General features: G+C 66.4%; 15 protein-coding genes. 11 read left to right on the top strand and 4 right to left on the bottom strand.

Features of this window, described 5'->3' with window-relative positions:
* Window position 1 precedes the first annotated feature (1 nt).
* Both uxaC and QZL87_RS17080 read left to right on the top strand, forming a co-directional pair.
* The gene (uxaC, locus tag QZL87_RS17085; RefSeq protein WP_295321595.1) at window positions 2–1,414 is read left to right on the top strand and encodes a glucuronate isomerase; all 1,413 of its coding nucleotides are present in this window, start codon (window positions 2–4) and stop codon (window positions 1,412–1,414) included.
* Window positions 1,411–2,739 carry a mannitol dehydrogenase family protein gene (locus tag QZL87_RS17080; protein WP_295321594.1) on the top strand — a complete coding sequence of 443 codons (1,329 nt, stop codon included), beginning with the start codon at window positions 1,411–1,413 and terminating at the stop codon, window positions 2,737–2,739. Before uxaC ends, QZL87_RS17080 begins: the two co-directional genes overlap by 4 nt.
* A gap of 84 nt (window positions 2,740–2,823) precedes the next feature.
* Here QZL87_RS17080 and QZL87_RS17075 read toward each other — a convergent pair whose 3' ends face one another.
* Complete coding sequence (locus QZL87_RS17075; protein WP_295327003.1) at window positions 2,824–3,711, bottom strand: LysR family transcriptional regulator; 888 nt, start codon at window positions 3,709–3,711, stop codon at window positions 2,824–2,826.
* 99 nt (window positions 3,712–3,810) lie between these two features.
* Between QZL87_RS17075 and QZL87_RS17070 the strand changes: the two genes are divergently transcribed.
* The 9 genes from QZL87_RS17070 to mmsB all read left to right on the top strand — a co-directional run bounded on the left by QZL87_RS17070 (window position 3,811) and on the right by mmsB (window position 10,860).
* Window positions 3,811–5,316, top strand: coding sequence for a CoA-acylating methylmalonate-semialdehyde dehydrogenase (locus QZL87_RS17070; RefSeq protein ID WP_295321593.1), 1,506 nt, complete (start codon window positions 3,811–3,813; stop codon window positions 5,314–5,316).
* Window positions 5,317–5,382: 66 nt separating this feature from the next.
* Window positions 5,383–5,901: a hypothetical protein gene (locus tag QZL87_RS17065; RefSeq protein WP_295321592.1), complete on the top strand. Its 519-nt coding sequence runs from the start codon at window positions 5,383–5,385 to the stop codon at window positions 5,899–5,901.
* 25 nt (window positions 5,902–5,926) lie between these two features.
* The gene (locus tag QZL87_RS17060) at window positions 5,927–6,232 is read left to right on the top strand and encodes an I78 family peptidase inhibitor (protein ID WP_295321591.1); all 306 of its coding nucleotides are present in this window, start codon (window positions 5,927–5,929) and stop codon (window positions 6,230–6,232) included.
* Window positions 6,225–6,641, top strand: coding sequence for a RidA family protein (locus QZL87_RS17055; RefSeq protein WP_295321590.1), 417 nt, complete (start codon window positions 6,225–6,227; stop codon window positions 6,639–6,641). The genes QZL87_RS17060 and QZL87_RS17055 overlap by 8 nt, the downstream gene beginning before the upstream one ends.
* On the top strand, window positions 6,638–7,783 hold the full coding sequence (locus QZL87_RS17050) for an acyl-CoA dehydrogenase family protein (protein WP_295321589.1): 1,146 nt from the start codon (window positions 6,638–6,640) through the stop codon (window positions 7,781–7,783). Before QZL87_RS17055 ends, QZL87_RS17050 begins: the two co-directional genes overlap by 4 nt.
* An 8-nt stretch (window positions 7,784–7,791) precedes the next feature.
* The gene (locus QZL87_RS17045) at window positions 7,792–8,838 is read left to right on the top strand and encodes an enoyl-CoA hydratase/isomerase family protein (RefSeq protein WP_295321588.1); all 1,047 of its coding nucleotides are present in this window, start codon (window positions 7,792–7,794) and stop codon (window positions 8,836–8,838) included.
* A gap of 113 nt (window positions 8,839–8,951) precedes the next feature.
* On the top strand, window positions 8,952–9,734 hold the full coding sequence (locus QZL87_RS17040; protein ID WP_295321587.1) for an enoyl-CoA hydratase-related protein: 783 nt from the start codon (window positions 8,952–8,954) through the stop codon (window positions 9,732–9,734).
* Entirely contained in the window at window positions 9,731–9,988 is a 258-nt protein-coding gene (locus QZL87_RS17035; protein WP_295321586.1) for a hypothetical protein, read from the top strand. Before QZL87_RS17040 ends, QZL87_RS17035 begins: the two co-directional genes overlap by 4 nt.
* The gene (gene mmsB, locus QZL87_RS17030) at window positions 9,985–10,860 is read left to right on the top strand and encodes a 3-hydroxyisobutyrate dehydrogenase (protein ID WP_295321585.1); all 876 of its coding nucleotides are present in this window, start codon (window positions 9,985–9,987) and stop codon (window positions 10,858–10,860) included. Before QZL87_RS17035 ends, mmsB begins: the two co-directional genes overlap by 4 nt.
* A gap of 96 nt (window positions 10,861–10,956) precedes the next feature.
* On the opposite strand, the gene QZL87_RS17025 is transcribed toward mmsB, so the two are convergent.
* The 3 genes from QZL87_RS17025 to QZL87_RS17015 form a co-directional block, all read right to left on the bottom strand.
* Window positions 10,957–11,184: a hypothetical protein gene (locus tag QZL87_RS17025; RefSeq protein WP_295321584.1), complete on the bottom strand. Its 228-nt coding sequence runs from the start codon at window positions 11,182–11,184 to the stop codon at window positions 10,957–10,959.
* Between the two features lie 324 nt (window positions 11,185–11,508).
* Window positions 11,509–13,542 carry a 3-hydroxyacyl-CoA dehydrogenase NAD-binding domain-containing protein gene (locus QZL87_RS17020; protein ID WP_295321583.1) on the bottom strand — a complete coding sequence of 678 codons (2,034 nt, stop codon included), beginning with the start codon at window positions 13,540–13,542 and terminating at the stop codon, window positions 11,509–11,511.
* 73 nt (window positions 13,543–13,615) lie between these two features.
* Window positions 13,616–14,818 carry a serine hydrolase domain-containing protein gene (locus QZL87_RS17015; protein ID WP_295321582.1) on the bottom strand — a complete coding sequence of 401 codons (1,203 nt, stop codon included), beginning with the start codon at window positions 14,816–14,818 and terminating at the stop codon, window positions 13,616–13,618.
* Between the last annotated feature and the right edge of the window lie 64 nt (window positions 14,819–14,882).

Below are 14,882 nucleotides of genomic sequence, written 5' to 3'. Positions count from 1 at the left end.
CATGCCGCGCCCGCTGCTCCTCTCCCCCGACCGCCTCTTTCCGTCCGATCCGGCGCAGCGCGACATCGCGCGCCGGCTCTACAGGGAGGTGGCGGATCTGCCGATCGTCAGCCCGCACGGCCACACCGATCCGGCGTGGTTCGCGGGCAACGCGCCTTTCGGCAATGCGGCGGAGCTGCTGCTCCACCCGGATCATTATGTGTTTCGGATGCTCTATTCGCAGGGCATCCCCCTCGACGCGCTCGGCATCGGTGGGGCCGATGCCGACCCGCGCGAGAGCTGGCGGCTCTTTGCGCAGAACTATCACCTCTTTCGCGGCACGCCGAGCCGCATGTGGATGGACTGGGTGTTCGCCGAGGCCTTCGGCTTCGACGTGCAATTCGCGGCCGAAACGTCGGACCTCTATTACGACCGCATCACCGATGCGCTGGCGACCGAGGCCTTCCGCCCGCGTGCGCTGTTCGACCGCTACCGGATCGAGGTGATCGCGACGACCGAGAGCCCGCTCGACACGCTCGACCATCATGCCGCGATCCGCGCCGCCAATCAAAGCGGCGAATGGGGCGGGCGCGTGATCACCGCCTATCGTCCCGACCCGGTCGTCGATCCCGAATATGAGGGGTTTCGCGCCAATCTCGCGCGCTTCTCCGACCTCTCGGGCGAAGATGCGTTCAGCTACGCGGGCTATCTCGCCGCGCACCGCAATCGCCGCGCCTTCTTCGCCGAAATGGGCGCGACCTCGACCGATCACGGCCACCCGACCGCGGCAACCGCCGACCTCTCGGACGCCGAAGCCGAAACCTTGTTCGCGCGCGTCACGGGCGACAATGTGAGCGCGGCCGACGCCGAGCTGTTCCGCGCGCATATGCTGACCGTGATGGCGGGGATGAGCCTCGACGACGGGCTCGTCATGCAGATCCACCCCGGCGCCTTTCGCAACCATAACCCGTGGCTGTTCGACCATTATGGTCGCGACAAGGGCGCCGATATTCCCATGAACACCGACTATGTCCACGCGCTGCGCCCGCTGCTCGGTCGTTACGGCAACGAAGCGGACCTTACGATCATCCTCTTCACATTGGACGAGACGAGCTATGCGCGCGAACTTGCGCCGCTCGCGGGTCATTATCCGGCGCTCAAGCTCGGCCCCGCCTGGTGGTTCCACGACAGCCCCGAGGGGATGCGCCGGTTCCGCAGGGCAATGACCGAGACGGCGGGCTTCTACAATACAGTCGGCTTCAACGACGATACGCGCGCCTTCCTGTCGATCCCCGCGCGCCACGACGTCGCGCGGCGCATCGACTGCGGCTTCCTCGCGCAACTGGTCGCCGAGCACCGGCTGGAGGAATGGGAGGCCGCCGAACTCGCGGTCGACCTCAGCTACAATCTCGCCAAGGCAGCCTACAAGCTGTGAGGCTATCCGCCGAAACGAGCCTCCCGCCCTCGGTGCAGGCGCCGGGCTATGACCGCGCCGCCCAAGCGGCGGGGATCGTGCATATCGGGATCGGCGCCTTCCACCGCGCGCATCAGGCGGTCTACACCGACGATGCCTTGGCCGCGGGCGACCGCGATTGGAGCATCGTCGGCGTGTCGCTCCGCTCGGGCGACGTCGCGGCGCAATTGAATCCGCAGGACGGGCTCTACACCGTCAGCACGCGCAGCGCGGCGGGGACGCAGCTCCGCCTGATCGGGGCGGTGCGGAAAGTGCTCGTTGCTGCCGCCGAAAGCCAGGCGGTGATCGACGCCATCGCGGCCCCGACGACGCATATCGTCAGCTTCACCGTGACCGAGAAGGGCTATCTGCGCCGGTCCGACGGCGCGCTCGATCTCGCGGCGGCGTCGAGCCCGTCCAGCCTCTATCGCTTCCTCGCCGCCGGGCTTGCCGCGCGCAAGGCGGCGGGGCTCAGAGGGCTCACCCTGCTCAGTTGCGACAATCTCGCGGGCAATGGCGCGGTGCTGCGCCGTCTGATGCGCGAATATCTTGCTGCCGAGCATCCCGGACTCGTCGATTGGTTCGATGCGAACTGCACCTGCCCCGCGACGATGATCGACCGCATCGTCCCCGCCACGACCGACGCCGACCGCGCCGCCGCCGAAGCCGCCCTCGGTGCGCGCGATGAAGGCGCGGTGGTCACCGAAGGCTTCGGCCAGTGGGTGATCGAGGACGACTTCGCCGGCCCGCGCCCGCGCTGGGAGGATGCCGGCGCCGAACTGGTCGCGGATGTCGCGCCCTATGAGACCGCGAAGCTGCGCATGCTCAACGGCGCCCATTCGGCGCTCGCCTATATCGGGCTGGGGCGGGGGCATGACTATGTCCATCAGGCCATCGCCGATCCGGAAATCCGCCCGGTCATCGACCGGCTGATGCGCGAGGAGGCCGCGCCGACGATCGACGCCGCGCCGGGGCAGAATCTGGCGGCCTATGCCGATGCCTTGCTGGGCCGTTTCGCCAATCCCGCGCTCCATCACCGGCTGATCCAGATCGCGATGGACGGCAGCCAGAAGATTCCGCAACGCTGGCTCGAAACGCTGGCCTGGCATCAGGCGCGGGGTGCGCGATGCCCATCGCTCGAAGCGGCCATCGCGGCGTGGATCGCCTTCCTGCGTAGCCAGCATCCCGTCGATGATCCGCTAGCAGACAAGTTGCGCGAGGCGGCGGCAGGCCCCGACGCGATCACAAGGCTGTTCGGCGAAGGCGGCCTGGTTGCGTCGGAATGGCAGCCCCTAACCTCAGCCTAATTCCGTCATCCCGGCGAAGGCCGGGATCTCGCCGATTCGTCCGGCTGCTCCGATGAGATCCCGGCCTTCGCCGGGATGACGAGGTCAGCCTGGCACCAACAACCCCCGGCTTTCCCTCACCTCCGCATCGAGCCAGTCGATAAACGCCCTGATCCGCGGCTGCGGCGCGACGTCGCGGTGGAGCGCGAGCCAGAAGGCGCGCGCGATGGTCTGATCGCCCCGCACGCGCACCAGCGCCGGATCGCCTGCCGCGAGGAAGCAGGGGAGGACGCCGATCCCCGCGCCGCCCGCGATCATCCGCCGTTGCGCGAGGATCGACGAGGAGCGGACATTGGCGCGCAGTCCCGGCTCGATCTCGCCCAGATAGTCGAGCTCGGGCGCGTAGAGGATGTCGGGCATGTATCCGATCACCGGAATCCCCGCGCGCGACAGCGGCGCGGCGGCGACCGCCGCTTGCCAGTCGGGCCGGTCGGCGGGGGCATAGAGGCCGAGACTGTAGTCGGACAGCTTGCGCGTGATCAGCGGGCCTTTTCGGGGCCGCGCGAGCAGCACCGCCATATCGGCCTCGCGCCGCGAGGGATTGAGGAAGCCCGACGAGGCGACGAGGTCGATTTCGAGTTCGGGATGCGCCGCAACGAAGCGCCCCAGCCGCGGCGCGATGAAGCTGTTTCCGAAGCCTTCGGAAACGCTGACGCGCAGCTGCCCCGACAGGCCCGACCCGCCCTCCCGCGCTGAATGGATACGCGCCGCCGCCGCCGCCATCGCCTCGGCATGCGGAACGAGCGCGCGGCCCGCCGCGGTCAGAACGAAGCCCGTCGGCGCGCGTTCGAACAAGGTCTGTCCGAGCGCCGTTTCCAATGCGCTGACCCGGCGGCTCACCGTCGTTGCATCGACGTGCAGCGCCGCGCCCGCGCGCGCCAGCGTGCCGTGGCGCGCGACGAACAGGAAATATTGCAGCTTGTCCCAGTCCATAAGCTGCAAATATGCAGGATAATCCTGCAAGTCTATCCCTTGCAATCGCGCCGCAACTGGTCTGTGGCAACGGCAACATCTTTTTGGGAGACTCATGCCATGCGACAGATCGACCATCATATCGCCGGCGGCGCCGGCGGCGGCGCAAGTGGTTCGGGGCGCTTCGGCGACGTCCTCGACCCCAACAACGGCGGCGTGCAGGCGCGGGTCGCGCTCGGCGACCGCGCCGTCCTCGACCGTGCCGTTGCCGCCGCCAAGGCCGCGCAGCCGGGTTGGGCGACGACCAACCCGCAGCGCCGCGCGCGCGTGATGTTCGAATTCAAGCGCCTCGTCGAAGCCAATCTGGAAGAGCTGGCGCAGATGCTGTCGGCCGAGCATGGCAAGGTGATCGCCGACGCGCGCGGCGACGTCCAGCGCGGGCTCGACGTCGTCGAATTCGCCTGCGCCGCGCCGCATGTGCTGAAGGGCGACTATACGATCGGCGCCGGACCCGGCATCGACGTCTATTCGATGCGCCAGCCGATCGGCATCGGTGCGGGCATCACCCCGTTCAACTTCCCCGCGATGATCCCGCTGTGGATGGGCGCGATCGCGACCGTCGTCGGCAACGCCTTCATCCTCAAACCCAGCGAGCGGGACCCGTCGGTGCCGGTGCGTCTGTCGGAACTGTTCCTCGAAGCCGGAATGCCCGAAGGCATCTTCCAGACCGTCCACGGCGACAAGGAGATGGTCGACGCGATCCTCGATCATCCCGACATCGGCGCGGTCAGTTTCGTCGGCTCGTCGGACATCGCGCATTATGTCTACAACCGCGGCGTCGCCAACGGCAAGCGCGTGCAGGCGATGGGCGGCGCGAAGAACCACGGCATCGTCATGCCCGACGCCGATCTCGACCAGGTCGTGAACGACCTCACCGGCGCCGCCTTCGGCTCGGCGGGCGAACGCTGCATGGCGCTGCCTGTCGTCGTCCCGGTCGGCGAGGACACCGCGAACCGGCTGCGCGAAAAACTCGTTCCGGCGATCGAGGCGCTGCGCGTCGGCGTCTCGACCGACGCCGAGGCGCATTACGGCCCGGTGGTGACCGAAGCGCACAAGCAGAAGGTCGAGGGCTGGATTCAGAAATGCGCTGACGAAGGCGCCGAGCTCGTCATCGACGGCCGCGGTTTCACGCTGCAGGGGCATGAGAAGGGTTTTTTCGTCGGCCCGACGCTGTTCGACCATGTCACGCCCGACATGGAAAGCTACAAGGAAGAAATCTTCGGCCCGGTGCTGCAGATCGTCCGCGCGCCCAATTTCGAGAGCGCGCTCGAACTGCCGTCGAAGCATCAATATGGCAACGGCGTCGCGATCTTCACGCGCAACGGCCACGCCGCGCGCGAATTCGCCGCGCGGGTCAATGTCGGCATGGTCGGGATCAACGTGCCGATCCCGGTTCCCGTCGCCTATCATACGTTCGGCGGCTGGAAACGTTCGGCGTTCGGCGACACCAACCAGCACGGCATGGAAGGCGTCAAATTCTGGACCAAGGTCAAGACCGTCACTGCGCGCTGGCCCGACGGCTCGCCGGATGGGGGCAACGCCTTCGTCATCCCGACGATGGGCTGACGGGGCAAGCCCCCCATGAAACCCATGCGCCGCGTCGAACATTTCTCCTCGCGAAGGAGAAGGATGATGATGCGATGGACGATGCCTGCCGCCCTGTTGATGCTCGCCGCGTGCAGCGGCGGGCAGGACGAGGAGTCGGGACCCGAAGCCAGCTCGAATATCGGCCCGCTGCAAAAGGCGGAGCGTCCGGCGCCCGGCGAAACGCCTTCCGCGGATACGGAGCCCGAAGCGCCCGCAGAGGCCGAGGCGGGCGACACGGTTGACGGCAAGACGATTCCGCCCGCGATCCGCGGCCGCTGGGCGCTGAAGGCTGCCGATTGCACCGCGCGGCGGGGCACCGACCTCACCGCGCTGACGATCGACGCCGCCAACCTGCGCTTCTTCGAATCGCATGGCGAGCTCGCGCGCGTGCGGGAAAGCGACGCGAGCCGCATCGTCGCCGACTATAAATTCAGCGGCGAGGGCGAGGAATGGGATCGCCGGATGCGACTCGACCTTGCCGACGGCGGCAAGACGCTCGTCCGCCGTGACGAAGGCGAGGGTGCCGCCGCTGGTCCGATGCGCTATACGCGTTGCGCCGGTTGACGGCTTTTTGAAAGGGAGACGAAAGATGGACCTTCGCTGGATTGCAATTGCCGCCGCCCTGCCGCTCGCCGCCTGCGCGAGCAGCGAAGCCCCCGTCGAATCGGCTCCGCCGCCGCCCGAGGCCGAAATGACGTGCAAGGCCGACGCGGTGCAGAGCTATGTCGGCCAGACCGCGACCCCCGACCTCGGCGGCGCGATCCTCAAGGCGTCGGGCGCGCGCACGCTGCGCTGGGGTCCGCCGCGCTCGGCGATGACGATGGATTATCGCGTCGACCGCGTGAACATCATGTACGACGACGCCTACAAGATCACGCAGGTTACCTGTGGCTGATTCCAGCCGCCGCAACCATAGTTCCGCGTCCCCCTTCGAACCGGTCTACGGCTACAGCCGCGCGGTTCGAGTGGGGAATCGTATCGATGTCGCGGGCTGCGCGCCGATCGAACCCGATGGCAGTTCGACCGTCGGCGACGCCGGGGTGCAGGCCGCCCGCTGCCTGACGATCATCGCCGAGGCGCTCGCGGCGCTCGGCGGCTCGCCCGCCGACGTCGTGCGCACGCGCATGTATATCACCGACCCCGCAGACGCCGACCTTGTCGGCCGCGCGCACGGCGCGATGTTCGGCGACATCCGCCCGGCCGCGACGATGCTTGTCATCCCCGCGCTGATCCGCCCCGAATGGAAAGTCGAGATCGAGGCGGAGGCGATTGTGGAAGGCCCCTCACCCAGAGAAGAGACATGACCGACCAGTTCCAGCTTACCGACGACCAGCTCGCCATTCAGGACATGGCGCGCAAATTCACCGCCGACCGCATCACGCCCTTTGCGGCAGAATGGGACGAGAAACATCATTACCCCGTCGACGTGTGGAAGGCGGCAGGCGAGCTCGGCTTCGGCGCGATTTATGTCGCCGAGGAATCGGGCGGTATCGGGCTCGGCCGATTGGAAGCGGCGCTGATCATGGAGGCGATGGCCTATGGCTGCCCCGCTACATCCGCCTATGTTTCGATCCACAATATGGCGACGTGGATGATCGACCGCTTCGGCGGCGCCGAGATCAAGGCGCGTTTTCTGCCCGATCTCGTCAGCATGGAAAAGATCGCGAGCTATTGCTTGACCGAGCCGGGCTCGGGGTCGGACGCCGCGGCGCTCAAGACCACGGCGAAGAAGGACGGCGACCATTATGTGCTGAACGGCACCAAGCAGTTCATCTCGGGCGCGGGCGTCAACGACATCTATGTCTGCATGGTGCGCACCGGCGAGGAGAAATCGAAGGGTATCAGCTGCCTCGTCGTCGAAAGGGACACACCGGGCCTGTCGTTCGGCGCGCCCGAGAAGAAGCTCGGCTGGAACGCTTCGCCGACCGCGCAGGTGATTTTCGAGGATTGCCGCGTGCCCACGGAGAATCTCGTCGGCGCCGAGGGCGACGGCTTCCGCTTCGCGATGGCGGGGCTCGACGGCGGCCGGCTCAACATCGGCGCCTGCTCGCTGGGCGGGGCGCAGCGCTGCCTCGACGAAGCGATCGCCTATACCAAGGACCGCCAGCAGTTCGGGCAGCCGATCGCCGATTTCCAGAACACCCAGTTCATGCTCGCCGACATGGCGACCGACCTCGAAGCTTCGCGCGCGCTGCTTTACATGGCGGCCGCGAAGGTGACCGCGAACGCCCCCGACAAGTCGCGCTTCTCGGCGATGGCGAAGCGGCTCGCGACCGACAATGGCAGCAAGATCGTCAACGACGCGCTGCAATTGTTCGGCGGCTATGGCTATTTGCGCGACTATCCGATCGAGCGTTTCTGGCGCGACCTGCGCGTCCATTCGATCCTCGAAGGCACCAACCAGGTGATGCGGATGATCGTCGGAAGGGACCTGCTGCGCCAATGACCCCCAATATGACCGAAGACGTCCTGATCTCGACCGACGTCCGCGTCGGCCGCATTTCGCTCAATCGCCCCAAGGCGATCCACGCGCTCAACCTCGCCATGTGCGAAGCGATGATCGACGCGCTTTTGAAGTGGCGTGAGGACGATGCCGTCGCGGCGGTGATCATCGATCACAGCGAAGGCCGCGGCTTCTGCGCCGGCGGCGACATTCGCATGCTCGCCGAAAGCGGCGCGAAGGACGGCGAGGAGGCGCGCGCCTTCTTCCACACCGAATATCGCCTCAACCATCTGCTCTTCACCTACCCCAAGCCCGTCGCCGCCTTCATGGACGGCATCACCATGGGCGGCGGGGTCGGTATTTCGCAGCCCGCAAAATATCGCGTCGCGACCGAGCACACGCGTTTTGCGATGCCCGAGACGGGGATCGGCCTGTTCCCCGACGTCGGCGGCGGCTGGTATCTGCCGCGGCTCGAAGGGCGCGTCGGCGTCTATCTCGCGCTCACCGGCGCGCGGCTCGATGGCGCCGAATGCCTCGCGCTCGGCCTCGCGACGCATTATCTGCCGTCCGAAAAGCTTGCCGAGGCGAAGGCGCGCATCGCAGTCGACCCCGACCGCATCGGCGGTATTTTGGGCGAACTGTCGGTCACCGCGCCGCCCGCCGCGATCACGCAGCATATCGAGCGGATCAATCGCCTGTTCGCGAGCGATACTTATGAGGAGATTCTGACCGCGCTCGAAGCCGATGGCGGCGAATGGGCCGAAAAGGAGCTGGCGACGCTCCACGGCAAATCGCCGCAGACGTGCAAGGTCGCGCTGCGCCAATTGAAAGAAGGCGGCGAGATGCACGACTTCGCGGAGCAGATGCGCCAGGAATATGTGATCGGCAGCCGAGTGGTTCAGATGCACGACTTCATCGAGGGCGTCCGCGCGCTGATCATCGACAAGGACAACAGCCCGAAGTGGGATCCGCCGACCCCCGAAGCCGTCACCGACGACTGGATCGACGCGATCTTCGCGCCGCTGCCCGAGAATGAGAAATGGACGCCGCTTACCTGACACCGCCATCCACATTCGTCACCCCGGACTTGATCCGGGGTCCCGCTTCTTCACCGTCGTAAAGCGGGATGCCGGATCAAGTCCGGCATGACGAAAATCCGGAGATCATAAGAATGACTTACGAAACCCTCCTCATCGAACAGCGCGGCGCCGTAACTTTGGTGACGCTCAACCGCCCGCAGGCATTGAACGCGCTCAACTCCAGCGTGCTCGACGATCTGATCGCCGCCTTCGCCGCCTTCGAAGCCGACGACAGCCAGCGCTGCGCTGTCCTCACCGGCTCGGGCGACAAGGCGTTCGCGGCGGGCGCCGACATCAAGGAAATGGCCGACAAGCCCGCGTCCGATTTCTACCTTGAAGATTTCTTCTCGAAATGGACGAGCGACTTCGTGAAGAAGGTGCGCAAGCCCTGGATCGCCGCGGTCAACGGCTTCGCACTCGGCGGCGGCTGCGAACTTGCGATGATGGCCGACTTCATCATCGCATCGGACAAGGCGAAATTCGGTCAGCCCGAAATCAAGCTCGGCGTCGCGCCCGGCATGGGCGGGTCGCAGCGGCTGACCCGCGCGATCGGCAAGGCGAAGGCGATGGAAATGTGCCTGACCGGCCGCATGATGGACGCCGCCGAAGCCGAGCGCTCGGGCCTCGTCGCGCGCGTCGTCGCACACGAAACGCTGGTCGATGAAGCTGTGAAGACCGCGACGACGATCGCCGCGATGCCGCCGATGGCCGCGATGGTGAACAAGGACATGGTCAACGCCGCGTTCGAAACGACGCTCGACCAGGGGCTGATCTACGAACGCCGCCTGTTCCAGATCCTCGCCGCGACCGAGGACAAGGCCGAGGGCATGGCCGCCTTCATCGAAAAGCGCGAAGGCGTGTGGAAGGGGCGGTGACGATCGGCCTACTCGCCTTGGCGATGGGCGTCCTGCTCTTTTGGGCCGGATGGAATCATTGGCGACATCGGCGAGAGGAGACGGTCAATATATTGGAAGGCGCGATCCTTGACGCGACGGGTGCAGAGCCGCTGCCGCTGACGAAGCTCGATTGGTTCCTCAAATATCTTCAAGCTATCCTCAGCTTCGTCTTCGGCTTCCTTTTTACGCTTATGGGCGCAGTGATCATTCTCTACGAATTGGAAATGCTATGAAGATCGCATTCATCGGACTTGGCAATATGGGCGGCGGCATGGCCGCGAATCTGGCGAAGGCAGGCCACGACGTCCGCGCCTTCGACCTCAGCGAAGAGGCGCTGTCGCGCGCGGTCGAGGCGGGCTGCACGCGCGCCGCGTCCGCCGCCGAAGCCGTCACCGGAGCCGAAGCGGTGGTGACGATGCTCCCCGCGGGCAAGCATGTCGCCGGGGTCTACGAAACCGACGTCTTCCCTAACGCCGCGCCGGGAACCTTGCTCCTCGACTGCTCGACGATCGACGTCGCGACCGCGCGTTCGAACATCGAAGCCGCGACCACCAAGGGGCTTGTCGCGGTCGACGCGCCCGTCTCGGGCGGCATCGCCGCCGCCAACGCGGGCACGCTGACCTTCATGGTCGGCGGCACCGACGAGGGCTTCGCACGGAGCCAGCCGATCCTTGCCAAAATGGGCAAGGCGGTGATCCACGCCGGCGACGCGGGCGCGGGGCAGGGGGCGAAGATCTGCAACAATATGCTGCTAGGCGCCTCGATGGTCGCGACGTGCGAGACGCTCGCGCTCGCGCAGAAGCTGGGGCTCGATCCGCAGAAATTCTTCGACATCGCGAGCGTGTCGTCGGGACAGTGCTGGTCGCTGACCTCTTACGCGCCGCTCCCCGGTGTCGGGCCGGCGACGCCCGCCGACAATGGCTATCAGGGCGGGTTCGCCGCCGCGCTGATGCTCAAGGACCTCCGCCTCGCGATGGAGGCGGCGGCGAGCGTCGATGCCGACGTGCCGATGGGCACGAAAGCGCGCGAGCTTTACGAAGCCTTTGTCGAGGCCGACAAGGAAGGCCACGACTTTTCGGCCATCATCCAGACGCTGCAGAAATAATCGTCGCCCCCGCGAAGGCGGGGGCCGCTATCGGTTTACGCGGCAGCGTGCGGAAGGACTGCCAGCGGCCCCCGCCTTCGCGGGGGCGACGAGTAGCTAGTAAAAGTCCGCCGTCTCGCCGCCGTCGCGGCGTGTCGTGCGATGCACCTGCGTCGGCGCTTTGCGCTCGCCGGTGCGCACCTCGATCCGCCCGTCCACGCGCCGCACCTCGGCGGACGCCAATATCCGCGCGCGCGCTACGCCGATCACGGTGACCCGCGGCGTCACCACGGGCGCGGCGACCGGCGCGCTGCCGGCGAGCAGCAGGAGGGCAAGGGCGGACATGGCGTTCATGCTCTGCCGTAACGGCGGGCCTTGCCAGCACTTTAACCCTGAATCGCAAGCTTTCGCTCACGCCTGCGGCCGCCCCGGGCAAAGGAAAGGCCGCCTGCCCCGCTGTGGGACAGTAAAAGCCCCTCCCCTTCAGGAGTGTCAGGCCGGTCATGCCCCCGGCATGACCTAAACCGTCCGGGGGACGGTTTACCTGACACTGGGTTGGGGTGGGGGCTCGCGAACTTGCGCAAGGCCGATGGCCCCCACCCGCTGCGACTAAGCCAGCAAGCTGGCAAGTCTCGCTGCCCTCCCCTGAAGGGGAGGGCCGGAAAAGCGTCAGAAGCCCGACTTCGCCTCCGCCTTTTCCTTGAGCAGCGGGGCAATCTCGAAACCATGCTTCTCCAGCGCCGCGACGATCTTGTCGGTGCCTTCGAGCCCCGCCCAGAACATCGGGCCGCCGCGATAGACCGGCCAGCCATAGCCGTAAATCCACACGACATCGATGTCGCTCGCGCGCTGCGCCTTGCCTTCGGCGAGGATCAGCGCGCCTTCGTTGACCATCGGGTAAAGCGTGCGCTCGATGATTTCCTGATCGGTGATTTCGCGCTTCTCGACCCCCGCCTTCTGGCGGAATTCCTCGATGATCTCGGCGACGCGCGGGCTTTCCGACGGATTGCGCTTGTCGTCATAGTCGTAAAAGCCCGCCTGCTTCTTCTGCCCCCAGCGGCCCTCGGCGGCGAGCGCGTCGCGGATGCTTTCGATGCGGTTCGGGTCGCGGTGCCAGCCGATGTCGACGCCCGCGAGGTCGCTCATCTGGAACGGCCCCATCGGCATGCCGAATTCGACATGGACCTTGTCGACCTGCGCCGGGGTCGCGCCTTCGAGCAGCAGCTTCATCGCCTCCATCTGGCGCGGCTTCAGCATGCGGTTGCCGATGAAGCCGTCGCACACGCCTGCGACCACCGCGACCTTGCCGATCTTCTTACCCGTAGCCATGGCGGTCGCCAGCGCATCGGGCGCGGTTTTCTCGCCGCGCACGACTTCCAAGAGCTTCATGACATTGGCGGGCGAGAAGAAGTGCATGCCGAGCACGTCGCCGGGGCGGCTCGTCGCGGTCGCGATCTCGTCGACGTCGAGGTAGCTGGTGTTCGACGCGAGGATCGCGCCGGGCTTGGCGATCTTGTCCAGCTTGCCGAAGATGTCCTTCTTGACGTCCATATTCTCATAGACCGCCTCGATGATCAGGTCGCAGTCGGCGAGGTCGTCGAGGCTGAGGCTCGGCGTCAGCAAGCCCATCATCTGATCGACCTGTTCGGGCTTGAAGCGGCCCTTGGCGGCCGAGGCGTCGTAATTCTTGCGGATCACGCCGAGCCCGCGGTCGAGCGCGTCCTGCGCCATTTCGACGATCGTGACGGGGATGCCCTTCTGGAGGAAGTTCATCGAAATGCCGCCGCCCATCGTGCCGGCGCCGATCACGCCGACCTTTTTGATGTCGCGCAGCGCGGTATCCTTGGGCAGGCCGTCGATCTTCGCGGCCTGGCGCTCGGCGAAGAAGATGTGGCGCTGCGCCGCCGACTGGCTGCCGAACATCAGCTTCATGAACTGCTCGCGCTCGAAGGCGAGCCCCTCGTCGAAGGGCAGGCGCGTCGCCGCCTCGACGCAGGCGAGGTTGGCGTAAGGCGCCTCGAACCCGCGCCAGCGTTTGGCGTTCTTGGCCTTGAGCTGTTCGATCACACCGACATCGCCGAACACTTCGCGTGCGCGCGTCGGACGCGGGCCGTCGGCGATCTTCGCGCGGGCGAAGGCGATCGCATCGGCGGCGAGGCTGTCTTCGCCCGCGAGTTCGTCGACGAGGCCGAGTTCCTTCGCCTTGGCGGCGGGCAGCGGATCGCCGGTCGAGGTCATCGTCGCCGCGGCTTCGACGCCGACGACGCGGGGCAGGCGTTGCGTGCCGCCCGCGCCGGGCAGCAGGCCGAGCTTCACCTCGGGCACCCCGAGCTTCGCCGAGGGCACCGCAATGCGATAATGGCAGACGAGCGCGGTCTCGAGCCCGCCGCCGAGCGCGGTGCCGTGGATCGCGGCGACGACGGGCTTCGACGCCGCTTCGATGCTGTTCAGCACCGCGTTGAAATCGGGCCCGCGCGGCGGCTTGCCGAACTCGCTGATGTCGGCGCCCGCGATGAAGGTCGCGCCGGCGCAGCGCAGCACGATCGCCTTGACGCCGTCGTCGGCGAGCGCGGCCTTGAAATTGTCTTCGAGGCCCTGCCGGACGTGCCAGCTCAGCGCGTTGACGGGCGGATTGTTGACGATGATGACGGCGACTTCGCCGTCCTTTTCCATCGTGACGGAAATCGGGGTGTCTTCGGACATGGGAGAACTCCTTCAATCAATAGCCGTTCGCGCCGAGCTTGGTCGAGCCACGAACGGAAGGTGGTGTTGCATTTCAATCGTCGAGCGCGGCGTGGACAAGCGTCTTGACCTCGCGCCGCACGGGATAGGTGGAAGAGGGCATGAGCTGGGTCATGAAGACCATGCAGATATCTTCGACCGGATCGACGAAGAAACCGGTCGAGAACATGCCGCCCCAGTAAAAGTCGCCCGCCGAGCCGGGAATGCCCGCACGCGCCGGGTCGAGCGTGACCGCGAAGCCGAGTCCGAAGCCGACCCCGGCATTTTCGTCCTCGGAAAAAATGCCGACGCTGTGCTGGGTCAAATCGCCGCCGCCGGGAAGATGGTTCGAGGTCATCAGATCGAGCGTCTTGCGGCTGATGATCCGCACATCGCCCAATTTGCCGCCGCCGAGCAGCATCAGGCAGAAGCGGTGATAATCGTCGAGTGTCGAGGCGAGCCCGCCGCCGCCCGAATGAAAGCTGCGCTCCTTCGCCCAGCGGCTGCGCGCGCCTTCGTCGAAACCCTGCATCTTGTCTCGGGGGTGAAAGGCATAGGCGTCGGTCAGCCGGTGCTGCTGCTCGGCGGGCACCTTGAAGCCCGTGTCGACCATGCCGAGCGGGCCAAAGATGCGTTCCTGCAACACTTCGCCGAACGGCTTGCCCGCGATCCGCTCGATCACCGCGCCGAGCACGTCGGTCGCCATCGAATAATTCCAGTGCGCGCCGGGGTCGAACTGCAGCGGGATTTTCGCGAGGTCGGCGATGAAACTGTCCATCGTATAATCGGCGTCGAAATCGTCGATCCGCGCCTTGCGGTACGCCGCGTCGACCGGCGTGCGCTCCTGAAAGCCATAGGTCAGGCCGGCGGTGTGGCGCAGCAGGTCGACCATGCGGATCGGCTGCGTCGGCGGCCGCGTCAGGAAGGGGACGTTGCCGCCGCCCGCGACGAAGACGCCGGTGTCCTTGAACTCGGGGCAGAATTTGACCAGCGGGTCGGACAGCGCGACCTTGCCTTCCTCGACCAGCATCATGAAGGCGATGCTGGTGACCGGCTTGGTCATGCTCGCGATGCGGAAGATCGCATCTTCCTTCAGCGCTTCGCCCGGCCGCGCTTCGCCGATGATCGACCGGTGCGCGATCTCGCCGCGCCGCGACACGAGCGTCGCCGCGTGCGGCAGGCGGCCGGTTTCGACATATTTGGCCTTGAGGAAAGCGGGAATGCGGTCGAGCCGTGTGGTGTCGAAGCCGTGAGTCATGAGATTAGTTCCAAACTGAAAAAGCCGTGCGCACCCGCGAAGGCGGGTGCCCATCACCGGATAG

This window comes from uncultured Sphingopyxis sp. (genome assembly GCF_900078365.1).
Taxonomy (GTDB): Bacteria; Pseudomonadota; Alphaproteobacteria; order Sphingomonadales; family Sphingomonadaceae; genus Sphingopyxis.
The sequence above is the reverse complement of the archived record's forward strand: the minus strand, read 5'-3'. Positions and strand labels throughout refer to the sequence as shown.